Source organism: Hymenobacter humi (assembly GCF_042665855.1).
GTDB classification, from domain to species: domain Bacteria; phylum Bacteroidota; class Bacteroidia; order Cytophagales; family Hymenobacteraceae; genus Hymenobacter; species Hymenobacter humi.
The window spans coordinates 3,971,318-3,996,101 of the sequence record NZ_JBHTEK010000001.1 but is presented as its reverse complement, the minus strand read 5'-3'; the positions used below and the strand labels follow the sequence as shown (position 1 = coordinate 3,996,101).

Genomic DNA, 24,784 nt, shown 5'->3' with positions numbered 1-24,784 from the left:
GAAGGGCGCCGGAAGTGATTCGTGGGGTAAGGTACTCGGAAAATCAACTACTTGTTTCCTGGGCACTACGCGAAGCGCAAAAAAGATAACCACGCGGTTGCGGAAATTACGGACGGGAGGCCGGCCGTTTGCAATCCTTTCGCCAACTTTGCGGGGTTTGGGCGCCATTTACGCGCCTGCTTGTTTTAAGTATAGAAGATGAAGAGAATTGATATTTACCAGTGGGGGCGATTCGCCCGGCATGAACGCCGCAATTCGGGCCGTGGTGCGCACCGCCGCCTACCACGGTATCGAGGTATACGGCATCATGCGGGGCTACAGCGGCATGATTAAAGGGGAATTTGTGCGGCTCGATTCGGCTTCGGTCTCCAACACCGTACAAAAGGGCGGTACTATTCTGAAATCGGCTCGCAGCCAGAAGTTTACGACCAAAGAAGGCCGCCAACAAGCCTTCGACCAATTAGTCAATAGTGGCATCGAAGGCCTCGTGGCCATCGGCGGCAACGGCACCTTCACGGGCGCTATGATTTTTGAGGAAGAGTTTGGCATTCCCACCGTGGGCGTGCCGGGCACCATCGACAACGACCTCTACGGTACCGACTATACCATTGGCTACGACACGGCCGTGAACACGGCCCTGGACTGCATCGACAAAATCCGCGACACGGCCGACTCGCACGACCGCTGCTTTTTTGTGGAAGTAATGGGCCGCGACTCGGGCTACATCGCCATTCCGTGCGCCATCGGCGGCGGCGCCGAAATCGTGATGATTCCCGAAACCAAGATGAGCGTGGACGTGGTCATCGACACCCTCCAAACGGGCTGGAAGCGCTCCAAAACCTCGTTCATCGTCATCGTGGCCGAAGGCGACGAGGAAGGCAACGCCACCAACGTGGCGGCCCGCGTGAAGGAAGCCATTCCGCAGGCTCGACACCCGCGTCACGGTGATTGGGCACATTCAGCGCGGCGGCTCGCCCACCGCGGCCGACCGCCTCCTGGGCTCCCAAATCGGCATTGCCGCCGTGGAAGGCCTCATGAACGGCATGCACTCCGTCATGGCTGGCATCATCGATAAGAAGCTGGTGTACACCCCGTTCACGGATACCATCAACAAGAGGAAGCTCATCAACCAGAGCTTCATGCGCATGGTAGAAATCCTGAGCGTGTAGGTTTTAGGGCAAGGGGGTATGGAGGTAAGAGGGTAGGAGGGGTGCTGAATGAGCCTGACTCCTACCCTCTTACCTCCATACCCCTTGCCCTAATAAAACCCACTGGTACGCTGGGTCGCGGCGCAGCCACGTGAGCTGACGCTTGGCGTAGCGGCGCGTGTTGCGCTGCAGCAGACGCACGGCTTCTTCCCAATCGTACTCGCCGTCGAGGTAGCCGAAGATTTCCTGGTAGCCCACGGTTTGCAGGGCGTGGTGGTGACGGTAGGGCAGCAGGCCGCGCACTTCGTCGAGCAGGCCGGCGGCCAGCATGTGCTTCACCCGCAGGTTGATGCGCTGGTACAACTCCTCCCGCTCGCGGGTGAGGGCCACTTTCACGTTCCGAAACAACGGGTTTTCCTCGGGTGGGCTTTGGGTGTGGAAGCTGGAGAAGGGCCGGCCGGTGGCCCGGGTTATTTCCAGGGCCCGCACCACGCGCTGGGGGTTTTGGCGGTCGATGCGGGCGTGGGCCACGGGGTCGGTTTCGGCCAGTTCGGCTACCAGATGCGGTAGGCCGTGGGCCGCAAGCTCGGCGTGGAGCCGGGCCCGGACTTCGGGCGGCACGCTGGGCAGTTCGTCGAGCCCATCGGTCACGGCCTGCACGTAGAGCCCGGAGCCGCCGGTAAGAATGACCAGCGGGTGCTTCTTAAACAGCTCGGTGAGCACCGCCTGGCAATCGGTGGCAAAGCGCCCGGCGCTATAATCCTCGCTGATGCTGTGGCTGTCGATGAAATGGTGCGGCACACCCTGCATCTCCTCGCGCGTGGGCTTGGCCGTGCCGATGCTCAGCTCCCGAAAAAACTGCCGCGAATCAGCCGACACTATTTCGGTATGAAACTGCTGAGCCAGCTCCACGCACAGGGCCGTTTTGCCTACTGCCGTGGGGCCGGCAATGGTGAGCAGCACCGGCCGCGGGTCGGCCGCCGTAGGCGCGAGTTGAGCTAAAATGGAAGGAGGAAGCAAGACGCTGCGCTTAATGAGGAATGAGGAATGAGGAATGAAGAATGAAGAATGAAGAATGGGCGAACGACAAAACTCCCCTCCTTTTTTAAGGAGGGGATGTTCGCGCTTCAGCGCGAACGGGGTGGTTGCACTCGTTGAACGATGGCTGAACGATACCCGAACGATTCTAACTCAACTCGTTCTATCCCAATCGTTCGCCCATCGTTCAACGACTTCACCACCCCAGCTCAACTTGGCAGTTGAGCATCCCCTCCTTAAAAAAGGAGGGGAGTTTTGTCGTTCGCCCATTCCTTATTCCCAGTTATTACAGATTGGGGTGTTTCTCATCGAATTCGGTGGCGTCCTGGTAGGCTTTGGCCAGGGCCAGGAGCTTGCCTTCTTCGTAGAGCTGGCCCATGAAAGTGATGGTGGTGGGCAGGCCGGTTGCCGTGAAGCCGTTGGGGATGGCAATGGCAGGCTGGCCGGTGAGGTTGGTGAGCGTGAGGTTGGGGCTGAAGGAGGGGGCGATGTACGCGTCGAGGCCCTTGAGCCTGGGTGTCCATCTGCTCGATTGCGAGGCTGCGCACGCGCTGGGCCTGCAGGTATTCCACGGCCGGAATAAAGCGTGAGGAGCGGAACGTGTTGGGCCAGGCCGAGCGGTTTTGCAGCACCATCTGGGCGTCGCGCCCCGAGCGGGTGAGCTCGTCGAAGGCCGCGGCGCCCTCGGCCGTGAGCACGAAGCGCATGGCGCCGGGCGAGATGGCGGGCAGTTCAATCGGCACCAGGCTCCACGCCCAGCTTGCGCAGGACGTCCAGCGTGGCCTGGTCGTTGGCTTTGGTGGGGTAGTTCTGGTCGAAGGCGGCTTTCACGTAGCCCACGCGCAGCTTCTTGATATTGGCATTGAAGGCGTAGCGGAAGGCGTTGGGGGCCAGCATGGTGGCGGGGTCGCGGGCATCGGGGCCGGCGGCGGTGAGGGCGGCCAGCACCATAGCGCAGTCCTCGGCCGAGCGGGCAATGGGGCCGGCTTTGTCCATGGTCCAGCTCAGGGCCATGGCGCCGGCGCGGCTCACGCGGCCGTAGGTGGGGCGCAGCCCGGTTACGCCGCAGGCCGTGCTGGGGCTGATGATAGAACCCAGCGTTTCGGTGCCGATGGCAAACGGCAAAAGCCCCGCCGCCACCGCCGACGCCGACCCGGCCGACGAGCCGCTCGAGCCTTTGGTCACGTCCCAGGGCGTGCGGGTTTTCTCGCCAAACCACACGTCGCCCTGGGCCAGCTCACCCAAGGTCAGCTTGGCCAGCAACACGCCGCCGGCCTCGCGCAGCCGCACCACCACGGCCGCGTCTTCATCCAGGGTCTGGTCTTTGTAGGGCACCGAGCCCCAGGTGGTTTTGTAGCCTTTGGCGCTGAACAAGTCCTTCACGCCGAAGGGGATGCCGTGCAGCGGCCCGCGGTACTTGCCGGCCTTGATTTCCTGGTCGGCCTGCCGGGCCTGCTGCAAGGCCAGGTCCTCGGTGAGGGTGATGACGCAGTGCAGCTTGGGGTCGTACTTCTTCAGGCGGGCCAGGAAGAACTTGGTCAGCTCCTCGGAGGTGACCTGCTTGGTGCGCAGCAGGCTCGCCGAGCTGGCGCACGGTGTAGAAGGCCAGGTCGTCGCGGTTGGCGGGCAGCTTGACTTTGGCGGTTTGGGGCAGCTTGCCGGCGTCGTTCTTGGTGGCTGCCAGCATGGCCTGCCGCATACGCAGCGGGCGCGGGTCGAACTGCACCGATGGCGCCACGCTGTTGGGCAGCGGGATTTTGCGCAGGGCCTCGTAGCTCTCGCGGTAGCCGGTGAGGTTGCGGCGGGTGGAGTCGAGCCTGGGCGTCGTTGAAGTTCAGCCCAAATACCTGCTGGGCGGCGCGCAGCATGGGCACCGTGATTTCATCGGGCGCCGTGGGCCGGGCCACGAAGGCGCCGGCGGCAAAACAGGCACCGCTCAGCAGCAGCGCGGGGAATACTTTCTTCATGCGGGAGAGAGGCTAAAAGGACTAAGCAAAGCTACTGCGGCTGCGGCACCGCTGCCGCAAGTGGCACCACCTCATTGTACAGGCGCAGCAGCACCTTTCCTCGTGCTGCCAGCTGAGCTGCGGGCGGCGCGGCGGCAGTTTTCGGACAGGTGCTGGTAGCGGGCGGGCTCGTCGCGCAGCAGGCGGTTGAGGGCCCGGGCCAGGGTATCGGGGTGCAGGTCGGGCACCAGTTCGGCCACGTCAAATTGTTCGTTGAGGGCGCGGTACTCCGGAAAGTCGATGAGTACCTGCGGAATGCCGGCGTGCACGTAGTCGAAGAACTTGTTGGCCAGCGAATAGTAGTAGCTCAACCCAATATTTTCGAGCAGCATGATGCCCACGGCCGCGTGGCGCGTGACTTCGCGCAGCGCAGCCGGCAGCACAAACCCCGAAATTCAACCTTGCCCGAGGCCCTCAGCCCCAGCTTATCGGCCCGGGCGCGCAGGGCGGCCGAGAGGTCGCCTTCGCCACAAATTACCAGACGGCCCGCCACTTGGGGCATGGCGTCGAGCAGGCTTTCCAGGCCGCGCCCCACGTTCAGGGCGCCCTGGTAGAGGATGTATCCGGTAGGGGAGGAGGCGATGGGCTCTGGTGCTGGTTCCTGCAGGCGGCTCACGTTGCGCACCACGGCGAAGGGCCGGCCGTAGCGCTGCTCAAAAACCTGAGCTAAAGCGGGCCCCACGGTGTAGGCCAGCCGGGCGCGCGGTACAATAAAGCCCTCCACCCAACGCCACACGCGCTGCACGGCCGGCCGGGCCACCACCTCGGGCACTTCCGTGAACAGCTCGTGGGCGTCGTACACGAAGGGCTGGCCGCCGAGCCGGGCCCGCAGCCACACGGGCAAGGCGGTGTCGAGGTCGGCGGCGCACCACGCGGCGGCTCGCTGGCCCAACAGGTAGAAGAACAGCCGCAGGTTGTATTCCAGGTAAAACAGCTTGCCCCGCTGAAACCAGCCCCGCAGCCGGTGCTGGGCATAGGGCTGGGGTGTGAGCGGGGGCGAGGCCGGCCGCTGCCAGCCCACCAGCTGCACCCGGTAGCCGGCGGCGGCCAGGCTGCCGCAAATGCGCTGCATCCGCTGGTCGAAGCACAGGTCGGTGGTGACGGCGAAGAGCAGCAGGCGGGCGGGACGGGGCGGCAAGGAGCGGGGTAGCACGGCCCGGGGAGGCGGCCGCGCGTTATATTTTGGGCAAATTTACACTCGGGCTTACACTCCGGCTCGCCGGGAAGTTGGCTATCTTAGCAGGAAATATTCGCAGGCATTACGCTTCGGTACATGAGTTCACTTCCGGTTGTTTCCCCGCCCCAGCCCGTGGCACCGCCCTGGGCACGATGCTCGACCAGCTGGGGCAGGTGTATGTGCTGCTCGACGTTCAGGGCAATGTCATCGAAGCCAACGACGCGTTTTTGACGATGGTGGGCTATAGCCGCGAGGAGGTGCTGGGGCAGCGGGGCTTCGAAATGTTCACGCCCCCGAGCGACCGCGCCAACCGGCAGCGGCAATTCGCGGTGATGATTGCCACGGAAACCCTCGAGCCCATCTACCAGCGCCCGGTGCTTATCCGGGGCGGCCACCCGCGCCTCATGCATTGGCGCACGGGGTTCACGCGCGAGGCCGGCACCATCACCGGGGTGTGGATGGTAGGGCAGGAGCCGGGCCCCACCAGCATGGCTACGCCCACGCTCACCGGCAACAGCACCCACCTGCAGGACTTTCTGGACAACGCCCAGGACCTGGTGCAGCACCTGAGCGCCGACAACAACTTCCTGTTTGTGAACAAAGCCTGGAAGGAAAAACTGGGCTACACCGACGCCGAGCCTGGCCACCCGCACCCTGGCCGACGTGGTGCACCCCTACTACAAAGCCAAGCTGCTCTACCAGCTGCGCAACCTCTACGACGGCGAGCCCGTGAACAAGGTCGAAACCGTGTTTCTGACCAGCGTGGGCAAGCCGGTGCACCTCATTGGCAGCATGAGCGTGGTGCGCGAGGAGGGCCAGCCGGTGAGCAGCCGCGCGATTCTGCACGACATCACCGACCGCATCAAGGCCGAGCGCCTGCAGAAGGTTTACTACAGCATTGCCAACCTGGCCATCTCGGCCAAGGACTTGCCCAGCCTCTACGGGGCCATTCACCGCGAGTTGAGCAAGATTATTGAGACCAGCAACCTGTTCATTGCCCTCTGCGACGACGCCCGCACGCAGCTGCAGTTTGCCTACCACGTCGACCAGCACCCCCAGCACCGGCCGCACGGGCCCATGCCGTTTTCGTCGGGCGTGTCGGAGTACATCATTGCCGGCGGGCAGCCGCGCTACCTCACCCACGCCGACTACCAGCACCTCATCCGCAACGGCACCATCACGGCCTATGGCCTGGTGCCGGAGGTAATGCTGGCCTCGCCCCTGAGCATCGGCGACCGCATTATCGGCGTGCTGGCCGTGCAGGACTACAGCCGCGCCGACGCCTACACCCCCGGCGACCTCGACGTGCTGCACTTCATCTCCAACCAGGTGGCCCTGGCTATTGAGCGCAAGCGCAACGAAGAGCAAATTGGCAAGCAAACTGCCCGCCTGAACGCCATCTTCGAAAGCGGCTCGCACGTGATGTGGACGGTGGATACCCGCGCGCACCTCATGAACTACAACCGCAACTACGCGGCCCTGTTTCTGCGGCGCAATGGCATGTACCCCGTGCGCGGCCTCAACCTCTGGGAATCGGACCTGGCCCACATGCCGGCCGAGGCGCGCGATGCCTTCGTGAAGCACTACGAAGCCGCTGCCAAGGGCCAGCCCCAGCGCTTTGAAATGGGGCTGCACGATGCCCGCGGCAAAGAAGTGTGGACCGATATCTACCTCAACCCGATATACCTGGGCGACGGCTCCTTCGAGGAAATCTCGGCCATTGCCCACGACATTACCGAGCAGAAACGGGCCCAGGCTGGCCCTGGAAGCCCAGGAAGAGAAGTTCCGCTCCATCTTCGAGTCGTTCCAAGACATTTACTACCGCACCGACGAAGACGGACTGGTCATCATCGTGAGCCCCTCCGTGCACGAGGTGCTGGGCTACGCGCCCGAAGACGTGCTGGGCCAGCCCGTGAAGAATTACTACGTGGACCCCGACGACATTCCCAAAGCGGCGGCCGAAATTGAGCGCAACGGGGGACTGCGCAACTTCGAAACCCAGATGTGGCACAAGGACGGCTACCCGGTGAGCGTGCTCGTGAACGCCCGCATGGTGGACAACGCCAGCCTCGCCACCGAGGGCATTGCCCGCGACGTAACCGAAATCCGGCAGATGCAGGACGACCTGCACCAGGCCAAAGACGCCGCCGAAGCCGCCCTGGAAGCCAAAACCCAGTTCCTGGCCAACATGAGCCACGAACTGCGCACGCCCATGAACGGCATCATCGGCATGATTGACCTGCTCGACCAGACCGTGGAAACCGACGAGCAGGCTCGACTACGTGGACACGCTGCGCAAGAGCTCCGACGCCCTGCTCACCATCCTCAACGACATCCTGGACCTGTCGAAAATCCAGGCTGGCAAGCTGCAGGTGCACGAAAGCGCCATCGAGCCTGCAGGCCGTGATGGAGCGCATCCGCTCGCTGTTTATTTACCGGGCCGAGCAGAAGCACATCCGCTTCACCTACCACATCACGCCGCACACGCCGCGCTACGTGATGACGGACGAGGTGCGGCTGCTGCAAATCCTGTCCAACCTGGTGGCCAACGCCATCAAGTTCACCAACGAGGGCACGGTGGCCATCATAGTGTCCAGCGTGAGCACCGACGGCGACCACCACACCCTGCGCTTTGCGGTGCAGGACTCCGGCATTGGCATTTCGAGCGACAACGCCAGCCTGCTCTTTACCAATTTCACCCAGGCTCGACACCACGCCCAGCAAAGCCTACGGCGGCACGGGCCTGGGTCTGAGCATCAGCCGGCAGCTCTCGGAGCTGCTGGGCGGCGAGATTGGGGTGCTCTCCGACGAAGGAGAGGGCAGCGTATTCTGGTTCACCATCAGCGCCCGCGAAGCCCGCCTGGAGGACATGCCGGCGGCCGCGCCGGTGCGCGAGGCCGTGTTTCAGCCCTTTGCGGCTGTGCCCCGCGTGCTGCTCGTCGACGACAACGCCATCAACCAGAAGGTGGGCCTGCGCCTGCTCACCAAGTTGGGCTGCGAAGTGGACGTGGCCGGCAGCGGGCCCGAAGCCATTGCGCTGGCCACGGCCCCCACGGCCAACTATAACATTATATTCATGGACATCCAGATGCCGGACATGGACGGCGTCGCGGCCACGGCGGCCATCCGGAAGGTGCTGGGCGCCCAGTGCCCGCCCGTGGTGGCCATGACGGCGTACTCGATGCAGGAGGACGCCGGCCGCTTCATGAGCCAGGGCCTCGACGACTACGTGGGCAAGCCCGTGAAAAGCCGCCACCTCTACGAAGTGCTGCACCGCTGGCTGCGCCCCGCTCGGCCAGCGCCCCCGCAGCCGCCGGCCCCGACCCCGGCACCACAGCTGAACTAGTAGAGGCGCCCACGGTAGGTACGCCCGCGGTTTCGGCCCCGGCCACGCCGACGCCTGCCGTTGAGCCAACGCCCGCCGTGCTGGAAGAAGCTGAGCCGACGCTCGACCACGCCATTCTCAATCAGCTTATTGAGCTGGGCGGCCCCGAATTCACTACTGAGCTCTACCAGGAATTTGAGCAGGAAGCCGGCGATTTGCTGCGCGAGTCTGCCCCGGTGGTGGCCGCGGCCCACTACCCGGAGCTACTGCCCATGCTCCACCAGGCTCAAGGGCACGGCGGCTACGCTGGGCGGCGTGGCCCTGGCCGCCCAGGCCCGCCACCTCGAACACGAGGTGAAGGCCGGCCGTACCGACGAGGTAGCGGTAGGTTTTCAACTTTTAGAACATTACTTTGCACGCTTCGTTGCGGAATATCCCAGCGCCGTGGAGCGTGCTACCAATGCATCCGCTGTCTAATTGCGGCCGATTTTTTCTTTCTATTTCTACCCCCTGACCCAACTTCAACCCCACCGCTTATGTCAGCAGATTCTTCCACCAAAACCATTCTGATTGCTGAGGATAGCTCGGTAATTCTCAACCTCACCCGAAAAATCCTCGAGCTGCAGAAGTATAAAATCGTGCTGGCAAAAAACGGCGGCGAGGTCCTCAAGCAAATCGAAAACAACCCCATCGATTGCGTGCTGATGGACATCAACATCCCCATCAAGGACGGCATGCAGTGCACGCGCGAAATCCGCGCCCACGCCGACCCAAAAATCAACAAGCTGCCCATCATCGCCATCACCGGCAATGCCAACAACTACTCGATGGACCAATTCCGCGAGGCCGGCGTGACCGACTACCTGCCCAAGCCGCTGGACTTCGACGCCCTGGTGCGCGTAGTGAAGCAGTACGTGAGCTAAATCAGCAATGAAGAATGAAGAATGAGGAATGAAGAATTGCTTTAACGGCTTCTAATTCTTCATTCCTCATTCTTCATTCTTCATTAAAATGGTTGTAACCTTCTTAGGAACCGGGACTTCCTCGGGCGTGCCCATGATAGGGTGCACCTGCGAGGTGTGCCGCTCGCTCGACCACCGCGACCAGCGCCTGCGGGTGTCGGTGCACGTGGCCGTGGCGGGCTACAGCTTCGTGATTGATTCCGGGCCCGATTTCCGCCAGCAGATGCTGCGCGCCCGCATCACGCAGGCTCGACGCGCTGCTCTTTACCCACGAGCACAAGGACCACACCGCCGGGCTCGACGACATCCGGGCGTTCAACTTCCGGCAGCAAACCGATATGCCCGTGTACGGCGAGCCGCGCGTGCTGCGGCAGCTGCAGCAGGAGTTTGCCTACATCTTTGCCGAGCACAAGTACCCCGGCGTGCCACGCGTGCGCCTGCACCCCATCGAGCGCGACGACGTGCCGTTTGACGTGCTGGGCGTGCCTGTGCAGCCCCTGCGGGCCATGCACCACAAGCTGCCGGTGCTGGGCTTTCGCATCGGGGGCTTCTGCTACCTCACCGATGCCAACCAGATAGGCCCCGAAACCCTCGAGCAGCTGCGCGACGCCGATGTCATCGTGCTCAATGCCCTGCGGCGCGAGCAGCACATCTCGCACTTCACCCTGGCCCAGGCCCTCGAAATCCTGGAAGTGGTGCGGCCCAAGCGGGCCTACCTCACGCACATCAGCCACCAGGCGGGCCGCCACCAAGACGTAGAAGCCGAGCTGCCGCCGTGGGTGCGGCTGGCGTACGACGGGCTAAAGGTGCAGGTATCGGACACCTTAGGTTAGCCCAATTCTTTAGTTCGGCTTGGCGACGCGCAGCTGAACGGTAATGCCTTGCTTCTGACTATTGATGCTGTTTTTGGATGTAATCCAGGTGGAAGAGGTAGCTTTTCTGCGGTTCCAACTCGTATTCCAACTCGTATAATAAAGCACGTAGCGGCGGCTATTGGCGCGAATGCTGGTGCTGTCAATCCACCCTTGGTTGCGGGGTTCGTGGCCGAAAGCCGGCATTTTCACTTCCCGCGTCAGCCCTTGGGCATCGGTTATACGCAGGGTGGGAGCCACAAAATCGGGCGCAAAGCACATCGCATTTGGTGGGCAAAAGCTATAGCTTAGGTCTGCCAGCCCGATGGTGAGTTCCGGCGACTGGCGGAGCGGAAGCTCGGCTTCCTGCCGATATTGGAGGGTAAAGGCTTGGTCGAACCCGGCCGCTACGGGCGCCGGCCCGTCGGTGGTGTCTGCTTTGTAACAAGCGGCAAGGAGAAGCCCGCAGGCGGCGAGAAAAACGTACTTTTTCACAGTGATGGCAAGTAGAATAAGCCCGTAGCACAGTGCTGCCGGTGCAAGCCTGACCTTTGCCTTGGCTCAATGGTTGCGCCGAGCCAGCCCAACTTTGTTCTTCTTCTATCGCGGGCCCATTTTTTGGTGGATAGTAGAATCCGGTTAGCTCAATTTGTAATCCCTGTCTTTATGCACACCAACTATTATTTCCTGCGCCAGCCTGGCCCCCGCACTCACCGAGCGGCTGCGGGGTTACCGCGTGGCCGTGTGCTTTTCGCAGGAAAAAGACGAGCTGGTAGTAGGCCTCACCGATGGCACCAGGGAGTTCTGGCTGAAAGCGCAGGCGGGCGCCAATTTCCCCGCCGTCGCCCTGCCCGAAGCCTTCCAGCGGGCCCGCGCCAATTCCGTCGATTTGTTTCCCGACCTCCTAGGCCAGCAAGTTGAAACCGTGGTGCCCTGGCCGCAGGACCGGGTGCTGCAGCTCAATTTCCGGAGCGGCGCCCGCTTGGTCTTCAAGCTCTACGGGCCGCGGCCCAACGCCATCTTTCGCCCCGCGCCCGACGCTGCAGCTCAACTATTCCAACAGAAGCTGCTGGCTGACGCCGACCTGAAGCCGCAAGCCGCCGCCACGCCGCCCGCTGTGGGCAAGCTCCCCCGCCGCTTGCCGACCTGCCCCTCCGTTACCTGCGCGAGCACGGCTACGACGCAGCGCCACCCGAGGCCAAAACCCGGCTGGTAAACCAAGTGCTGGCTCAACTCGAAAAGCCGGCCCACTACTACATCATCCAACTCGACGGCCGCACGCGCCTCAGCCTGCTGCCCCTAGGCGACCTGCTCGATGCGCTGCCCGGCAACGACCCCATTGCGGCCCTGCGCCGCTTTGTGCCTATGGCCCTGGGCCGCCGCGCCCTGGAAATGGAAACCAGGCAGCTGCGCCAAATGCTGGAGCGCCGCGCCGACGAAGCCAGTACCGCCGCCGCGCACGCCCGCCAGCGCCTGCATGCCTTGGCGCACGAGGCGGGCTACCGCCACACCGCCGACCTGATAATGGCCAACCTGCACGACATCCCGGCCGGCGCCGCCCAGGTCGAAGTGCTGGATTTCTACACCAATCTGCCCAAGCTCATCAAGCTCAAGCCCACCGAAAAGCCCCAGCGCACCGCCGAAAACCTGTACCGTAAAGGCAAAAACCAGCAAATCGAAGAGCGCCAGCTCGCCGAGCGCATCGTCCGGCGCGAAGCCGAAGCCCTCACGGCCCTCGAGCGCCTCGAAGAGCTGGAGCAGCTGCCCGCCCTGGCCGAGCTGCGGGGCCTGCGCACCTGGCGCAAGCAGCACGGCTTAGACCCTGCACCCGCTGCGGCCAAGGCGGCGACCGAACTACCCTTTAAGGTATTTGAAGACCGAGGCTTCACTATTCTGGTGGGCCGCAACGCCGCCAACAACGACCTGCTTACCCAGAAATACGCCCATAAAGACGACCTCTGGTTGCATGCCAAGGACGTGACGGGTTCGCACGTTGTCATCCGGCACCGGGCCGGCCAAACCGTGCCCGAACCGGTGGTCGAGCACGCGGCGCAGCTGGCCGGCTGGTACTCGCGCCGCCAACACGACACTTTGTGCCCCGTGACGGTGACACCTAAAAAATTCGTGCGTAAGCCAAAAGGGGCACTGCCGGGCCAGGTGGTAGTGGAACGCGAGCGGGTGGTGCTGGTGAAGCCCGGCAACCCTTTTGATGGAGTCGATGCCTTGTAGGGACGGGGGAGGCAGTCCCCGGGCCCTCTCCAATAGAGAGGAGAACCACAGCGGCGCGCATGTAGCGCGGACTCTGTAGTCCGCGTCCGCGCGCCGTTTGGGTGTCGTTCGGCTCCCCTCTCTTTTGGAGAGGGGCCGGGGGTGAGGTTCCGCCCTACATGACCACCATAAAACGCCTGAAAGCAAAAAAGCCCGTTCCAAGTTATTGGAACGGGCTTTGCATTTGCGTGCGCGCGGGGAGATTCGAACTCCCACACCCGAAGGCACCACCCCCTCAAGATGGCGTGTCTACCAGTTTCACCACGTGCGCAAATAGAGCAACTAAACCGGGCAACTCGGCCGAAACCGGCTTCGCTGAGGCTGCGAAGCGGGTGCAAAGATAGCCGGCGCTTTTCGGCTGTACAACCTTATTGTGCTTTTTTCGTCAACAGCCCATGTTTCAGACTTTTGCGGGCCATATCCGTAGAGCTTGGCTGGGCGTATCGTTCCACTTATCCGCTTTTCCTCTATGGATTCCTCAGAAACTCCCGCTTCCGGGTCGCTTTTTGGACGCTTGGCCGGGAGCATTACCAAATTTTCGGGCTCAACCCAGGCTTTTATGATTGCGGCGGGCATGGTCGTGGTGTGGGCCGCCACCGGGCCCTTGTTTCACTTCTCCGAAACCTGGCAGCTGGTCATTAACACCGGCACTACCATCATCACGTTTCTCATGGTGTTTCTCATTCAGCGGGCCCAAAACAAGGATTCTCTGGTGCTGCACCTCAAGCTCAACGAGCTGATTGCCGCCACCAAGGGCTCGAGCAACCGCCTGATAAACGCGCAGGACTTCTCCGAAGAGGAAATCAAAACGCTGCACGACTTCTACTGTGCGTTGTCGGAAATGGCGAAAAAAGACAACAGCCTGGGCACCACCCATTCCATTGAGGAAGCCGAGGACAACAACAAGCAGAAGGTGGCGGCTCACCTGGGCTAACTACGCCTACGTTTCCACTGAGCTACCAAAAGCAAAAGGGCGGCTGCAGATTCTGCAGCCGCCCTTTGCGTGGGCTACTAGTGGCAAGCCACTTATTCGGCCTGGGTGAGGGGCGAGTCTACCACGTGCTCGGCTACAAACCACACCTGCATTTCGTTGGTGCGCACCAGCTGGCTCACGATGAGGTCGTTGGTGCCGTCGTCGCCGGCTTCGTCGGCTTTGTCGGCGTAGTCGTGGCAGTTTTTGAGGATGCGCTGGTGGCCGTCGAGCAGGCGCGACACCTGCACGGGAGCTTCTTCGCGGTCGCGGGGCACGCGGGGAATGCTGCTCAGTTCGGCTACGTCGTGGGCCATGGCCACGGCCACGCCGCCCAGAATCTGGATGCGCTCGGCAATGGCATCTACCAGCACGGCCTGCTCTTCGTAGTGCTTGTCAAATAGCAGGTGCAGCTGGTAGAAAGTGGGTCCCACTACCTGCCAATGGTGTTTTTTGTACATGTCGCGCAGCGTGATGGTGTCGGCTAGCAGCTGGTTGAGCATGGTCACGCTGTCGCGGCGGGTGGGTTCGCTCAGGCCGATGGGCAGGCGCTGGCTCACGGTGCCGTAGCGCTGGGTGGGCGAGGGGGCGTTCTGCTGCTGGTTCAGGCGGGGTTGGATGTCGACGGCGGCGTTGCTGCCAGCACCTTTGCCGGCGTTGGCGCTACTGGTGCTGCGGCCGGTGCTGCTGGTGGAGCGGGCCGCCGCGCTTTTGGCAGCCGGAGCGGCTTTTTTGGTAGCGGTTGCTTTGGGGGCAGCGGTTTTGGCGGAAGATGCCATAATGATGAGAGCGGATGAGGTGAAAGAAATAGCCGAAACAATTCCGGACAGAAAATTCTATTCCAGCGTACGTAAAGCACCAGACGGAGTTAATTTTTCCGTGCCATTCCAGCTCAATTTCCTGCCATGAACGACCCCGCTATCGTCGAACCGCACCTTGGCCCGCACGCCGAGTACCACCTCACCAGGCTCGGCCATGCTGCAGAACGTGGTGATTGGCTTGTCCGACGGCCTCACCGTGCCGTTTGCGCTGGCGGCCGGGCTCAGCGGGGCCGTCGACTCCTCAAGCCTGGTGATAACGGCGGGGCTGGCCGAAATCGTGGCCGGCAGCATTGCCATGGGCCTGGGCGGCTACCTGGCCGGCCGCACCGAAGTGGAGCACTACGCCGCCGAGCCTGGCCCGGGAGCACCGCGAGGTGCAGGAAGTGCCCCACCGCGAGCGCGCCGAAGTAGACGAGCTTTTGGCCGAAATGGGCCTCTCCGACGCCGTGCGCAGCCAGGCCGTGGCCGAGCTTACCGCCGACCCCGAGCAGTGGGTGCGCTTCATGATGAAGTACGAGCCTGGGCCTGCAGGAGCCCGACCCCAGGCAGGCGCACAAAAGCGCCGTCACCATCAGCACGGCCTACGCGGTGGGTGGGCTGATTCCGCTCAGTGCCTACTTCTTTACCGATACGCCCACGCAGGGCTTGGCGTGGTCGGCGGTTATCACACTGGTGTGTCTGCTGGTGTTTGGCTACTTCAAAAGCCGGATGACCGGCCAGCCGCCCATTGCCGGCGCCCTGAAAATGGCCGTGGTAGGGGCCCTGGCCGCCGTGGCGGCTTATGGCGTTGCGCGGCTGATAAGTGGCTAAGCTTCGCGGCGAGGCTTTGCGTACAAACGAGCGTCGCCCAAGCCCCGTCCCTCATGAACTTCAAACCGCCCAAAACCCCCGCCGTCTACGTCAAAGACAAGTCCTTTCGCCTCGCCGCGGTGGACCCCGACGACATTACGCCTTTTAAGTACGACCCGGACGACAAGCAGGAAGCCAGCCCGCGCCTGCTGGTGTTGCGCAAGCGGCTCAGCGAGCTGCAGGAGCTGCTTTACGCCGAGCACACCCGCAGCGTACTCATCGTGCTGCAGGCCATGGACACGGGCGGCAAAGACGGCGCCATCGAGAACCTGCTCACGGGCGTAAACCCCGCGGGGGTGCACGTGGCGTCGTTCAAGGCGCCGTCGGTGGAGGAGCTCAAGCACGATTTTCTCTGGCGCGTGCACCCGCAGGTGCCCAAGAAAGGCCACATCGGCGTGTTCAACCGCTCGCACTACGAAGACGTGGTGATTACCCGCGTGCATGGCCTCATCGACGAGAAAACCTGCAAGCAGCGCTACCGCGACATCAACCACTTCGAGGAGCTGCTGACGCACAGCGGCACGACCATACTCAAGTTCTTTCTGCACATCTCCAAGGAAGAGCAGGCCGTGCGCCTGCAGGCCCGCCTCGACGACCCCAGCAAAACCTGGAAGTTTGACCCCAACGACCTCAAGGAGCGGGCCCATTGGGCGAAGTACCAGGAGGCCTACGAAGACGCCTTCCGCCACTGCTCGTCGGGCGATGCGCCTTGGTTTGTAATCCCCGCCAACCAGAAGTGGGCCCGGGATTTGGCCATCACGGAGATTGTGGTGGCCGCGCTCGAGGAAATGAACCCCAAGCCGCCCAAGGTGAAATTCGACCCGAAGTCGATTGTGATTGAGTAGTCTAGAACGAAAAGCTCCCCTCCTTTTTTAAGGAGGGGATGCTCAACTGCCAAATTGGTGGGGTGGTTGCCCTCGTTGAACGATACCCGAACGACAGGTGGCAGAACAAGTTGAGCTGGAATTGTTCGGGTGTCGTTCAACGAGGGCAACCACCCCGTCCGAGCCTGCGGCTCGAACATCCCCTCCTTAAAAAAGGAGGGGAGCTTGTTGTTCTGCTAGGCTACTGCTGCAGCCACCTCTTTGCGCTCGCCAATCTGCTGGCGCCACATGGCGTAGTAGAGGCCTTTTTGCTGCAGCAGCTCCTCGTGGCGGCCCTGCTCGGCGATGTGGCCGCGCTCGAGCACAAAGATGCGGTCGGCGTGGAGGATGGTGCTGAGGCGGTGGGCTATGAGGATGGTCATGTGCTGGCGCGAGCCCGAGAGCTCCCGCACGGTCTTGCCAATTTCTTCTTCGGTAAGAGAGTCGAGGGCCGAGGTGGCTTCGTCGAACACCATGAGGGTGGGCTTGCGCAGCAGGGCCCGGGCGATGCTGAGGCGCTGCTTTTCGCCGCCCGAGACCTTTACGCCGCCTTCGCCCAGCACGGTGTCGAGGCCGAGGGGGCGCGGGCCAGCAGATTGTCGGCCGCGGCCTGGCGCAGGGCCAGCAGGCATTCCTCGTCGGTGGCCTGGGGCGCCACAAAGCGCAGGTTTTCGCGGATGGTGCCGGCGAAGAGCTGGGTGTCCTGGGTCACGAAGCCGATTTGCTCGCGCAGCTCGTCGAGGTCGATTTCGGAGCCGGGGATGCCGTTGTAGAGAATCTGGCCGGAGAGGGGCGGGTAGAGGCCCACCAGCAGCTTCACCAGCGTGGTCTTGCCCGAGCCCGAGGGGCCCACAAAAGCAATGGTTTCGCCGAGTTTGGTGGTGAAGGTGATGCCAGACAGCGCCGCTCCCTTGGCCGTGAGGTGCTTGAAGGTGACGTGGTCGAAAGCCAGGTTCTCGATGTGGGCCACCGACTTGGGGTGGGCCGGCTTCACGTCTTTGGGCGTGTCGAGAATCTGCTGGAAGTTGCCCAGCGAAATCTCGGTTTCGCGGTAGATGCCGATGATGTTGCCCAACTCCTGCAGCGGGCCGAAGATGGAAAACGAGTAGATGAAGAACGAGAAAAACTCGCCCAGGCTGATGTGGTTCTGCACCCGCAAGTACAGCAAAAGCAGGATGATGACGTTGCGCAGCAAATTCACAAACGTGCCCTGCACAAACGAGAGCGAGCGCAGGTAGCGCACCTTGCGCAGCTCCAGCTTCAGGATTTTCTCGGTGGTGGCGTTCAGGCGCTGGGTCTCTTGTTGAGCTAAGCCCAGGCTTTTAATTAGCTCAATATTGCGCAGGCTCTCGGTGGTGGAGCCGGCCAGGGCCGTGGTTTCGGCTACGATGGTCTTCTGAATCACCTTGATGCGCTTGCTGAGCACAAAGCTCAGAATGCCCAGCAGCGGGATGGTGAGGAAGTAGCCCAGCGCAATGGGCCAGTACACGGTGATGGCGTACCACATCACGAAGATGATGCCCACCAGGGCCGTAAACAGCACGTTGACGAAGCTCTGGATGAGCTTCTCCACGTCGATGCGCACCTTCTGGAGCTTGCCCAGGGTTTCGCCCGAGCGCTGGTCTTCAAACACCTGGTAGGGCAGCTCCAGCGAGTGGCGCAGGCCGTCGGAATACATTTTGGCCCCCAGCCGCTGGGTGATGACGTTGACGTAGTAGTCCTGGAAGTTTTTGGCGATGCGCGACACCATGGCCACGCCCAGCATCATGCCGATGTAGGGAATGGCTTCCCGGAAAAACGGCCAGAACGGCACCAACTGCAGCCCGCTCACGCTGCCGTTTTTGGGCACGAAGTGGTCGACCAGCTTGCGAAACAGGTAGGGGTCGAGCAGCGAGAATATTTGGTTGACGGCCGCCAGCACCAGGGCCAGCGCCAGCAGGGGCCAGTAGTTGCGGAGGTAACTATACAGTATTTTCATGAAGCAGGAAAAAGCCGGCGCCGCCCGCGCCCGCGCAAGCAACCCGCCGGGTCGGCAATGGTTCGGGCCGGGCGCACCTGCGCCGGGCCCGAAGCCGGGGAGTTGCCCTAAAATTACGCCGCCGAGCTTAGGCCAGCCGCCGGGCCGGCCAGCGCAGGGCCAGAATCACGAGCAGGCCCACCAGCAGGGCAATGGCAAACGCGCCCCCGCCGATGCCGCCGGGAATCTTGGTGGCGTGCAGCACGATGGCGCCCAGCATAATGACAATGAGGCCCGCCGCGGCCAGGCGCACCGTGCGCGGCCACAGCAGGCCAAGGCCGCCCAGCAGCTCGGCCGCGCCCACGAGGTAGGCCGACCACCTCGGCAGGCCCAGGCCCATAAACATCGTGACGGTCTCGGGCGCGTGGCTCAACTTCTGGAAGCCGGCGTTGATGAAGGCCAGCGCAATGAGCACTTGCAGAATCCAGGCGATGATGTTGCGTACAGAAGGGCTCATAAGAATGGGAAAAGTGTGACGTGAAAACAACTGGCTCGCCGTCAGGTGAGCCAGTTAAGACGGACGTATTGGCAACTAGTATATTTTAACCCCAATACCAAGTTGAGCTGATACAGGCGTCCGCGGCTGGCAAGTTCGGCCGCGGGTGAGTGAAGGCCGCCGCAACGAAAGCAGCCCCGGCTACGCAAGTAACCGGGGCTGCGTTTGGGGGCTGGGTGCCGGGGCTACTTGTGGCTGCCCTGGTTGGGTTGCCCGCCTTTTTTGCCGGCATCGCGGTTTTGTTCGTTGCTGTTGCCGCTGTTGGCATTGCTGCCGCCGCGGTTGGCCTGGCCGCCTTTTTTGCCGGATTCGTACTGTTGGTCCGTGCCGGTGCCGTGCTTTTTTCCTTGTTAGACATGAGTGAAAGGGGAATAGAAGGTGAACGGATAAAACACAGGATAATAACGCGTTGAAATAGAATGGGTAGGTGGCTGGCGACTAATAATCCGGATTGGGGCCGGAAAATACCGCCATGTACGGAGCGCGGCTACGTGTTTGTTGGGAGCGGAATTGCGCAGCTTGGCTTTTAATTTTCAGAAACCCCAAGCGGCTAACGGCCGAGGCTAAAGTTTGGAATTTATACGGATGAAATATTTGGTATTTTACTTACAGTAAATAGGTACTAGTACTAGAGATTTGGCCAGAAAGTAAGGCGAACTTTGTTAAGCAGCGTCCGGAAGGTATTTCTAAGCCAGGCCGGTGGCTGAAGTGCGAATAAATGATAATCAATAAGTTGAGTAAGTGAATTTGTGGCTATGACTACTGTATATCACGAGTTGCTCCCCGAAAGCTATTTGTTGCTTTTGACCCCTGGCGCCCCGGCCGAGCCCGAGTACGCGCTCGACTATTCGCTTAAGTGCGCCTGCAGCAGCGGCAAGACCGCCGTGTGGGTCGATTGCGAGCTGGTTGAGGCGCTGTCGGCCGAAAACGCCCGCACCTTATTGGATTATCACCACCGCCTGGAGGGCGAGCACAAAAAGCTCGTGGTGGTACACGCCTCCGAGGAAATTCAGCAGGAACTGCTCCACTGGCGCCTGGTGCCGGGGCTCTGCTTTGTGCCCACTTTATTCGACGCGGCCTGGCAAAGCGGCCTGCGCATGGTGGCATGAGGGCGCGGTGGCTATTTCATTCCCTGGTACGCAAATGCCTCTTTTCTGCAATGTCAACCTCCTTTTTCACTCCCATGCCCCAGCACCTGAACGACAACCAGCGCAAGGACTGGCAGCGCCGCCAGCGCACCGCCGAAAACACCCTCGCCATTCAGGCCCTGGGCGGCACCAAGCCCAACGAGGAAACCCTCACCCAGTTTAAGCGCTACGTGGGCGGAGAAATTACGCTGGCTCAGGCTATTGCGCAGGTGCGCGAGCAAATGGCCCAGGAACACGTCGCTTTCCGGCAATACCTGAACCGCAGCAGCCTGACCTAGAATCTGTTCGGGTTATTTTTTGACCGTTGAAACGAAGTAGAGACGCAACATTTTGCGTCTCGGCGTCCACGCCGTTCGGGAGTCGTTGAGCCATCGTCCTTCAAGGACGAGACGCAAATTGTTGCGTCTCTACTTCGTTCCAGCCAACTCCAACAGCTTCTGAGAGCGGCGGAGGCACCCGAGGACGCCAGTTGAGCCACCGAAGGCCGATAAACGGTGCGGGCTACTCGTAGCGCTCCTGCCGGGGCGCGTCGGCGCTGGTGCTGTTCGCGCTGCCGTTGAGCAAGAATTCCCGCAGGCGGTTCACGTGTTTTTTAGCTCCTCGATGCGCTCGACCTGGTGCACGGAGTAGGGGTTTCTTCGCGACGGGCCATGCTGCTGAGCAGGTTTTTGCGTTCCTCCATCATGCGCAGGGCCACCCACAGGGTTTCCTCGAGCCCGTGCTGGGAGTCGTGCAGGAGGACTTCGGCTGTGTAGGAGTGCCCCGTGTGGCAGCGGTAGCGCAGCACGCTGCCGTGCTCCATTTCCCAGAGGTTGCCGCCGCAGTCGGGGCAGGTGATGGGCACCATGTTGCCCAGCTTTTCTACGTCTTCGATAGTTCCCACGACTCTTTCCGCAATGGCGGCCTCCAGTTTTAGGTCTTCGGGGATGGCGATAATGCGGGCGTTGGGCACTGCTTCGCGGGTGAGCAATTCCAGCAGCGGGCCCATCTGGTGCAGCGGCACCACGTGGTCGACGGCCACGTTGCGCAGGGCCGTTTCGGGCATGCTGGCGAATTCGGCATCGCGCGGGTCCTGCACCACGGCTACGCCGCCGCAGCGCTTGATGAACTCGAGGCCGGCGGTGCCGTCGTGCAGCATGCCGGTGAGCACCACGCCCACCACGGCCGCCCCGTAGGTCACGGCTGCCGAGCGGAACAGGGCATCGACGCAGGGGCGGAAGTTGTTTTCGCGGGGGCCCTTGGTGAGCAGCAGGTGGGGCGAGTCGGGGTTTTTGGCCAGCAGGTGGCGGTCGGGCGGGGCCAGGTACAGCGTGCCCGCTTCGATGGGCGCGCCGCTGGTGGCCAGGCAGCAGGCCAGGTCGGTGTGCCGGGCCAGGCTGGCTCACCAGGTGCTGGCCATCGGCTTCGGGCGCGAGGTGCTGCACCACCAGCACGGCCGCCGGCAGCGAGGCCGGCAGTTGAGCCACCAGGCGCACCAGGGCCGGCATGCCGCCGGCCGAAGTGCCGATTACAATCAGATGAGAAGGTGCGGGCATGAGGAGCACGAAATTCGGAGCCCTCATTACTACGTTCGGGGAAAGGGGAAGGCCACCATGCCCGCGTTTTTGGTTAAATTTGAAGAGGTGCGCCGGCAGGTTTCGTCCTTACGGGGGCGATAGGGGCGAGGCCCCCAAGTGCTTAGGTCCGGACCACCCCAGAGGCCCGGAACCTGGGCGCCGGGCCCGTTCGCGGGCGCGCCGTTATTTTGCCGGCGCCCCCGCTCGCTTTTAGCTGCTCATGACCCCCACGCTGCCCGAAGACCTCGCCAACCAGCCCGCTCCCGTTGAGCCAACTCTTCCCGAAGAGCCGCCGCACAACGGGCCCGCCTCCAAGGACCAGGTGCGCTTGGCCCAGCGCCAGGAAGACCCCGCCGACAAGTTTCCGCTGGTGGCGCTGGGCGGCTCGGCCGGCTCGCTCAAGGCCTTCGAGCAGTTCTTCCTGCACATGCCCGTCGACAGCGGCATGGCCTTCGTGGTGATAACCCACCTGGCGCCCACCATGGAGTCGGAAATGGCGGCGGTGCTGCAAAAATTTACGCGCATGCCGGTGCAGGAAGCCACCGACGGCCTGAAGGTGCGGCCCAACAACGTGTATGTCATTCCGCCGAACCACGACATGGGCATTCTGCACGGCACGCTGCTGCTGTTTGCCCCCACCCAGCCCACCGGCCGCCGCCTGCCCATCGACTACTTTTTCAGAGCATGGCCAAGGACGCCCGCGAGCGCGCCGTGTGCATCATCTGCTCGGGCATGGGTTCCGACGGCACCATTGGGCTGAAAATGGTGATGGAAAACTTCGGCATGGTGATGGTGCAGGACCCCGAGACGGCCGAGTACGACTCGATGCCCCGCTCGGCCCTGGCCACCGAGTTTGTGGACTACGTGCTGCCCCCGAGGAGCTGCCGGTCAAGCTGCTCGAGTACGCGGCCAAACCTTTGCTGGCCCGGCCCCGCCGCGAGGTAGAAGAGTCGGGGGAAGCCGGCCCACGCCCTGCAAAAAATCTTTGCCCTCATCCGGGCCCAAACCGGCCACGACTTCTCGTTCTACAAGCGCAACACCGTGTTTCGGCGCATCGAGCGCCGCATGAACTCGCACCAGATTCGGGAGTTTACCCAGTACGTGCGGTTTTTGCAGGAAAACCCCACCGAGGTCGATGCCCTGTTCAAGGAGCTGCTGATTGGGGTGACCAAGTTCTTCCGCGACAAGGAGGCGTTTGAGCAGCTGCAGGTGCACATGCTGCCCCTGCTGCGCGAGAAGCCCGCCGACAGCGTGGTCCGGGTGTGGGCGCCCGGCTGCTCTACCGGCGAAGAAGCCTACTCGCTGGCCATGTGCCTGTTTGAGTGCCTGGGCCAGGTGGAAGAGAAGCGGTACCTGAAGCTCCAGATTTTTGCCACCGACATCAACAGCGAAGGCATCGCCTTTGCGCGGGCCGGGATTTTCCCCGATACCATCGAGGCCGACGTGAGCCCCGAGCGGCTGGCGCGGTTCTTCAATAAGCTAGACGGCCACTACCAGATTAAGAAGGAAGTGCGCGACGTGGTGATTTTTGCGGTGCACAACCTCACCAAAGACGCGCCCTTTACCAAGCTCGACCTGCTGGTGTGCCGCAACCTGCTGATTTACTTGTCGGCCGAGCTGCAGAAAAACATCATTCCCGTTTTCCATTATTCCCTCAACCCGGGGGGCTGCTATTTTTGGGCCCCAGCGAAAACCTCACCATCTTCCAGGAGCTGTTTGTGCCGCTCGATGTGAAGTGGAAGATTTCGCGGCGCCTCGACGGCCCTTCCCCACTCAGCCGCATCGTCGGTTTTCCTTTTCGTTGGCGCGGCAGCAGGCCAGTCCTGCCCCCGCCGCTGGTCCTATGCACGTGAACTATTCCCCCACAAAGACGGCGCCTTCGCCAACCTGGTCCAGCGCGTGCTCTTGCGCCAGTACACGCCGCCCGCGGTGGTTATCAACACCAAAGGCGAAATCCTGTACGTGAACGGCCGCACCGGCCGCTACCTGGAGCCCGCGCCCGGGCTCAGCGGCATGAACGTGTTTGAGATGGCCCGCGAGGAGCTCAACTACGAAATCAGCGGGGCGGTGCACCAGGCCGTGACCACCCACCAGGACGTGGTGGCCGAAAACGTGAAGGTGAAAACCGAGCGCGGCGTGCAGCTGCTGCGCGTGACGGTGAAGTGCCTGGACGAACCCGAGCAGGCTGGCCGGCTTGCTGCTGGTGGTGTTCGAAGACCAGCCCACGCCCAACAAGGTGCGCCTGGGCAAGGCCTCGCTCAGCTCGGAGCTCACGCGCGATGCCGTGGTGGCCGCCCTCGAAAAAGAGCTGCAGTACACCAAGCAGCGCCTCCAAAACACCATCGAGGAGATGGAAAGCAGCGTGGAGGAGCTCAAGAGCACCAACGAAGAGCTGCAGAGTGCCAACGAAGAGCTGCAAAGCACCAACGAGGAGGCCATGACCAACAAGGAGGAGATGCAGAGCCTCAACGAGGAGCTGATGACCCTGAACATGCAGTACCTGAGCAAGACCGAGGAGCTGAGCCTGGCGGCCAACGACATGAAAAACCTGCTCGACGCCACCGACATCGCCACCATCTTCCTCGACAACGACATGGTGATAAAGCGGTTTACGCCGCCCGTGCACCGCATCATCTCGCTGGTGCCCAACGACGTGGGCCGGCCCATCACGCACTTTGCCAGCACGCTGCAGTACGAAAACCTGGCCCAGGACGTGCGCCAGGTGCTCGACCGCCTCGTGACCGTGGAAAACAACGTGCAAACCAGCACGGGCGAGTGGTTTGCAATGCGCATTCTGCCGTACCGCACCCTCGACAACTACATCAGCGGGGCCGTTATCACCTTCACCGACATTACCACCCTCAAAACGCTGGAAGCCAAGCTGCAGGCCAGCAGCCGCATGGCCGAGGAAGTAACCGAAACCGTGCGCGAGCCCCTGCTCGTGCTCGACGACCAGCTGCGCGTGCTGGCCGTGAGCCACTCCTTTACCAAGCTCTTTGGCGTGGAGCCGGAGCAGGCCAAGGGCCAGGTCTTGTACGACCTCGACGGGGGCGTGTGGCGGCAGCCGGCCCTGCAGCAGCGCCTCGACACCGTGCTGAAAGACCCCGGCGCGCCGTTCGACGACCTCCGTTTTAAGGCCCAGTTTCCGGTGGCCGGCCCCCGCGAGCCTGCTCGTGTACGGGCGCAACGTGGCGGGCGGGCCCGGGGGCAAAGTGCTGCTGGGCGTGGAAGACGTGACGCCGGCGTAGGGTGGCTCAACTTCTGAAAAACGCCGCTCCTAGCAATTCAA

General features: G+C 62.4%; 27 protein-coding genes, 1 tRNA gene and 8 pseudogenes. 22 read left to right on the top strand and 14 right to left on the bottom strand.

The window, feature by feature from the left end; translation table 11 throughout:
• Window positions 1-241 precede the first annotated feature (241 nt).
• Window positions 242-1,169: pseudogene (gene pfkA / locus ACFQT0_RS22500) on the top strand (6-phosphofructokinase).
• Window positions 1,170-1,238: 69 nt separating this feature from the next.
• Here pfkA and miaA read toward each other — a convergent pair.
• The 6 genes from miaA to ACFQT0_RS22470 all read right to left on the bottom strand — a co-directional run bounded on the left by miaA (window position 1,239) and on the right by ACFQT0_RS22470 (window position 5,330).
• Entirely contained in the window at window positions 1,239-2,168 is a 930-nt protein-coding gene (miaA, locus tag ACFQT0_RS22495; RefSeq protein ID WP_380205301.1) for a tRNA (adenosine(37)-N6)-dimethylallyltransferase MiaA, read from the bottom strand.
• 323 nt (window positions 2,169-2,491) lie between these two features.
• Window positions 2,492-2,929: a hypothetical protein gene (locus ACFQT0_RS22490; RefSeq protein WP_380205300.1), complete on the bottom strand. Its 438-nt coding sequence runs from the start codon at window positions 2,927-2,929 to the stop codon at window positions 2,492-2,494.
• The gene (locus tag ACFQT0_RS22485; protein WP_380206109.1) at window positions 2,919-3,671 is read right to left on the bottom strand and encodes an amidase; all 753 of its coding nucleotides are present in this window, start codon (window positions 3,669-3,671) and stop codon (window positions 2,919-2,921) included. The genes ACFQT0_RS22490 and ACFQT0_RS22485 overlap by 11 nt, the downstream gene beginning before the upstream one ends.
• 53 nt (window positions 3,672-3,724) lie before the next feature.
• Window positions 3,725-4,153: a hypothetical protein gene (locus ACFQT0_RS22480; protein ID WP_380205299.1), complete on the bottom strand. Its 429-nt coding sequence runs from the start codon at window positions 4,151-4,153 to the stop codon at window positions 3,725-3,727.
• A gap of 71 nt (window positions 4,154-4,224) precedes the next feature.
• The gene (locus tag ACFQT0_RS22475; protein ID WP_380205298.1) at window positions 4,225-4,575 is read right to left on the bottom strand and encodes a hypothetical protein; all 351 of its coding nucleotides are present in this window, start codon (window positions 4,573-4,575) and stop codon (window positions 4,225-4,227) included.
• Complete coding sequence (locus ACFQT0_RS22470; protein ID WP_380205297.1) at window positions 4,500-5,330, bottom strand: glycosyltransferase; 831 nt, start codon at window positions 5,328-5,330, stop codon at window positions 4,500-4,502. The genes ACFQT0_RS22475 and ACFQT0_RS22470 overlap by 76 nt, the downstream gene beginning before the upstream one ends.
• 191 nt (window positions 5,331-5,521) lie before the next feature.
• Here ACFQT0_RS22470 and ACFQT0_RS22465 point away from each other — a divergent pair, with 191 nt between their 5' ends.
• From ACFQT0_RS22465 to ACFQT0_RS22445, 5 genes and pseudogenes are all read left to right on the top strand, one after another.
• Window positions 5,522-6,346: a PAS domain-containing protein gene (locus ACFQT0_RS22465; protein ID WP_380205296.1), complete on the top strand. Its 825-nt coding sequence runs from the start codon at window positions 5,522-5,524 to the stop codon at window positions 6,344-6,346.
• Window positions 6,297-7,064 (top strand): annotated as a pseudogene (locus ACFQT0_RS22460) (GAF domain-containing protein); the annotation flags it as partial. The gene ACFQT0_RS22465 and the pseudogene ACFQT0_RS22460, both read left to right, overlap by 50 nt.
• Window positions 7,006-7,776: a PAS domain S-box protein gene (locus tag ACFQT0_RS22455; RefSeq protein WP_380205295.1), complete on the top strand. Its 771-nt coding sequence runs from the start codon at window positions 7,006-7,008 to the stop codon at window positions 7,774-7,776. The pseudogene ACFQT0_RS22460 and the gene ACFQT0_RS22455, both read left to right, overlap by 59 nt.
• Window positions 7,776-8,045 (top strand): annotated as a pseudogene (locus ACFQT0_RS22450) (ATP-binding protein); the annotation flags it as partial. The gene ACFQT0_RS22455 and the pseudogene ACFQT0_RS22450, both read left to right, overlap by 1 nt.
• Window positions 8,002-8,715, top strand: coding sequence for an ATP-binding response regulator (locus ACFQT0_RS22445; protein WP_380205294.1), 714 nt, complete (start codon window positions 8,002-8,004; stop codon window positions 8,713-8,715). The pseudogene ACFQT0_RS22450 and the gene ACFQT0_RS22445, both read left to right, overlap by 44 nt.
• On the opposite strand, the gene ACFQT0_RS22440 is transcribed toward ACFQT0_RS22445, so the two are convergent.
• Window positions 8,712-8,948, bottom strand: a complete 237-nt coding sequence (locus ACFQT0_RS22440; protein WP_380205293.1) for a hypothetical protein — start codon at window positions 8,946-8,948, stop codon at window positions 8,712-8,714. The genes ACFQT0_RS22445 and ACFQT0_RS22440 overlap by 4 nt on opposite strands.
• A gap of 61 nt (window positions 8,949-9,009) precedes the next feature.
• Between ACFQT0_RS22440 and ACFQT0_RS22435 the strand changes: the two genes are divergently transcribed.
• The 3 genes and pseudogenes from ACFQT0_RS22435 (at window position 9,010) to ACFQT0_RS22425 (ending at window position 10,489) form a co-directional block, all read left to right on the top strand.
• Window positions 9,010-9,171 (top strand): hypothetical protein, encoded by a 162-nt coding sequence (locus ACFQT0_RS22435; RefSeq protein ID WP_380205292.1) that lies wholly within the window; start codon window positions 9,010-9,012, stop codon window positions 9,169-9,171.
• Window positions 9,172-9,230: 59 nt separating this feature from the next.
• A complete protein-coding gene (locus tag ACFQT0_RS22430) occupies window positions 9,231-9,617 on the top strand; it encodes a response regulator (RefSeq protein WP_380205291.1) in 387 nt (128 codons plus the stop codon).
• Between the two features lie 88 nt (window positions 9,618-9,705).
• Window positions 9,706-10,489, top strand: a pseudogene (locus ACFQT0_RS22425) (MBL fold metallo-hydrolase).
• A 9-nt stretch (window positions 10,490-10,498) separates the two neighbouring features.
• On the opposite strand, the gene ACFQT0_RS22420 reads toward ACFQT0_RS22425, so the two are convergent.
• Window positions 10,499-11,002 carry a hypothetical protein gene (locus ACFQT0_RS22420; RefSeq protein WP_380205290.1) on the bottom strand — a complete coding sequence of 168 codons (504 nt, stop codon included), beginning with the start codon at window positions 11,000-11,002 and terminating at the stop codon, window positions 10,499-10,501.
• A gap of 241 nt (window positions 11,003-11,243) precedes the next feature.
• Between ACFQT0_RS22420 and ACFQT0_RS22415 the strand changes: the two genes are divergently transcribed.
• Complete coding sequence (locus ACFQT0_RS22415) at window positions 11,244-11,723, top strand: hypothetical protein (RefSeq protein ID WP_380205289.1); 480 nt, start codon at window positions 11,244-11,246, stop codon at window positions 11,721-11,723.
• Between the two features lie 5 nt (window positions 11,724-11,728).
• Entirely contained in the window at window positions 11,729-12,736 is a 1,008-nt protein-coding gene (locus ACFQT0_RS22410) for an NFACT RNA binding domain-containing protein (RefSeq protein WP_380205288.1), read from the top strand.
• A 228-nt stretch (window positions 12,737-12,964) separates the two neighbouring features.
• On the opposite strand, the gene ACFQT0_RS22405 is transcribed toward ACFQT0_RS22410, so the two are convergent.
• Window positions 12,965-13,046 (bottom strand) — tRNA-Leu (locus ACFQT0_RS22405).
• 288 nt (window positions 13,047-13,334) lie between these two features.
• Here ACFQT0_RS22405 and ACFQT0_RS22400 point away from each other — a divergent pair.
• Window positions 13,335-13,709 (top strand): low affinity iron permease family protein, encoded by a 375-nt coding sequence (locus ACFQT0_RS22400; protein ID WP_380205287.1) that lies wholly within the window; start codon window positions 13,335-13,337, stop codon window positions 13,707-13,709.
• Between the two features lie 92 nt (window positions 13,710-13,801).
• Here the strand turns inward: ACFQT0_RS22400 and ACFQT0_RS22395 are convergent, their stop codons facing one another.
• Window positions 13,802-14,524 (bottom strand): Dps family protein, encoded by a 723-nt coding sequence (locus ACFQT0_RS22395; RefSeq protein ID WP_380205286.1) that lies wholly within the window; start codon window positions 14,522-14,524, stop codon window positions 13,802-13,804.
• A 196-nt stretch (window positions 14,525-14,720) separates the two neighbouring features.
• On the opposite strand from ACFQT0_RS22395, the pseudogene ACFQT0_RS22390 reads away from it, so the two are divergent.
• From ACFQT0_RS22390 to ACFQT0_RS22375, 4 genes and pseudogenes are all read left to right on the top strand, one after another.
• A pseudogene (locus ACFQT0_RS22390) lies at window positions 14,721-14,858 on the top strand (VIT1/CCC1 transporter family protein); the annotation flags it as partial.
• Window positions 14,859-14,940: 82 nt separating this feature from the next.
• Window positions 14,941-15,039, top strand: a pseudogene (locus ACFQT0_RS22385) (VIT1/CCC1 transporter family protein); the annotation flags it as partial.
• A 115-nt stretch (window positions 15,040-15,154) separates the two neighbouring features.
• Complete coding sequence (locus ACFQT0_RS22380; protein WP_380206108.1) at window positions 15,155-15,376, top strand: VIT1/CCC1 transporter family protein; 222 nt, start codon at window positions 15,155-15,157, stop codon at window positions 15,374-15,376.
• Window positions 15,377-15,429: 53 nt separating this feature from the next.
• On the top strand, window positions 15,430-16,260 hold the full coding sequence (locus tag ACFQT0_RS22375) for a polyphosphate kinase 2 family protein (RefSeq protein WP_380206107.1): 831 nt from the start codon (window positions 15,430-15,432) through the stop codon (window positions 16,258-16,260).
• 215 nt (window positions 16,261-16,475) lie between these two features.
• Here ACFQT0_RS22375 and ACFQT0_RS22370 read toward each other — a convergent pair.
• Window positions 16,476-18,256, bottom strand: a pseudogene (locus ACFQT0_RS22370) (ABC transporter ATP-binding protein).
• A gap of 127 nt (window positions 18,257-18,383) precedes the next feature.
• Entirely contained in the window at window positions 18,384-18,752 is a 369-nt protein-coding gene (locus tag ACFQT0_RS22365; RefSeq protein WP_380205285.1) for a DoxX family protein, read from the bottom strand.
• 230 nt (window positions 18,753-18,982) lie between these two features.
• Between ACFQT0_RS22365 and ACFQT0_RS22360 the strand changes: the two genes are divergently transcribed.
• From ACFQT0_RS22360 to ACFQT0_RS22350, 3 genes are all read left to right on the top strand, one after another.
• Window positions 18,983-19,204: a hypothetical protein gene (locus ACFQT0_RS22360; RefSeq protein ID WP_380205284.1), complete on the top strand. Its 222-nt coding sequence runs from the start codon at window positions 18,983-18,985 to the stop codon at window positions 19,202-19,204.
• A gap of 390 nt (window positions 19,205-19,594) precedes the next feature.
• Window positions 19,595-19,900 (top strand): hypothetical protein, encoded by a 306-nt coding sequence (locus tag ACFQT0_RS22355; RefSeq protein ID WP_380205283.1) that lies wholly within the window; start codon window positions 19,595-19,597, stop codon window positions 19,898-19,900.
• Between the two features lie 74 nt (window positions 19,901-19,974).
• Entirely contained in the window at window positions 19,975-20,217 is a 243-nt protein-coding gene (locus ACFQT0_RS22350) for an antitoxin VbhA family protein (protein WP_380205282.1), read from the top strand.
• A 314-nt stretch (window positions 20,218-20,531) separates the two neighbouring features.
• Here the strand turns inward: ACFQT0_RS22350 and ACFQT0_RS22345 are convergent, their stop codons facing one another.
• Window positions 20,532-21,263 carry a chemotaxis protein CheB gene (locus tag ACFQT0_RS22345; protein ID WP_380206106.1) on the bottom strand — a complete coding sequence of 244 codons (732 nt, stop codon included), beginning with the start codon at window positions 21,261-21,263 and terminating at the stop codon, window positions 20,532-20,534.
• Between the two features lie 452 nt (window positions 21,264-21,715).
• Between ACFQT0_RS22345 and ACFQT0_RS22340 the strand changes: the two are divergent.
• Window positions 21,716-22,440, top strand: a pseudogene (locus ACFQT0_RS22340) (chemotaxis protein CheB).
• A 27-nt stretch (window positions 22,441-22,467) separates the two neighbouring features.
• Window positions 22,468-23,229: a CheR family methyltransferase gene (locus tag ACFQT0_RS22335; protein WP_380206105.1), complete on the top strand. Its 762-nt coding sequence runs from the start codon at window positions 22,468-22,470 to the stop codon at window positions 23,227-23,229.
• A 120-nt stretch (window positions 23,230-23,349) separates the two neighbouring features.
• Here ACFQT0_RS22335 and ACFQT0_RS22330 read toward each other — a convergent pair whose 3' ends face one another.
• Entirely contained in the window at window positions 23,350-23,721 is a 372-nt protein-coding gene (locus ACFQT0_RS22330) for a hypothetical protein (protein ID WP_380205281.1), read from the bottom strand.
• Between ACFQT0_RS22330 and ACFQT0_RS22325 the strand changes: the two genes are divergently transcribed.
• A complete protein-coding gene (locus ACFQT0_RS22325) occupies window positions 23,699-24,760 on the top strand; it encodes a PAS domain-containing protein (protein WP_380205280.1) in 1,062 nt (353 codons plus the stop codon). The two genes, ACFQT0_RS22330 and ACFQT0_RS22325, sit on opposite strands and share 23 nt — an antisense overlap.
• Window positions 24,761-24,784 lie beyond the last annotated feature (24 nt).

Excerpts from the sequence above, each read along its gene's own strand:
- ACFQT0_RS22375 (WP_380206107.1), top strand. The coding sequence starts at position 15,430 with ATGAACTTCAAACCGCCCAAAACCCCCGCCGTCTACGTCAAAGACAAG.
- ACFQT0_RS22400 (WP_380205287.1), top strand. The coding sequence starts at position 13,335 with ATGATTGCGGCGGGCATGGTCGTGGTGTGGGCCGCCACCGGGCCCTTG.
- ACFQT0_RS22480 (WP_380205299.1), bottom strand. The coding sequence starts at position 4,153 with ATGAAGAAAGTATTCCCCGCGCTGCTGCTGAGCGGTGCCTGTTTTGCC.
- ACFQT0_RS22430 (WP_380205291.1), top strand. The coding sequence starts at position 9,231 with ATGTCAGCAGATTCTTCCACCAAAACCATTCTGATTGCTGAGGATAGC.
- ACFQT0_RS22395 (WP_380205286.1), bottom strand. The coding sequence starts at position 14,524 with ATGGCATCTTCCGCCAAAACCGCTGCCCCCAAAGCAACCGCTACCAAA.
- ACFQT0_RS22465 (WP_380205296.1), top strand. The coding sequence starts at position 5,522 with ATGCTCGACCAGCTGGGGCAGGTGTATGTGCTGCTCGACGTTCAGGGC.
- ACFQT0_RS22455 (WP_380205295.1), top strand. The coding sequence starts at position 7,006 with ATGCCCGCGGCAAAGAAGTGTGGACCGATATCTACCTCAACCCGATAT.
- ACFQT0_RS22350 (WP_380205282.1), top strand. The coding sequence starts at position 19,975 with ATGCCCCAGCACCTGAACGACAACCAGCGCAAGGACTGGCAGCGCCGC.
- ACFQT0_RS22365 (WP_380205285.1), bottom strand. The coding sequence starts at position 18,752 with ATGAGCCCTTCTGTACGCAACATCATCGCCTGGATTCTGCAAGTGCTC.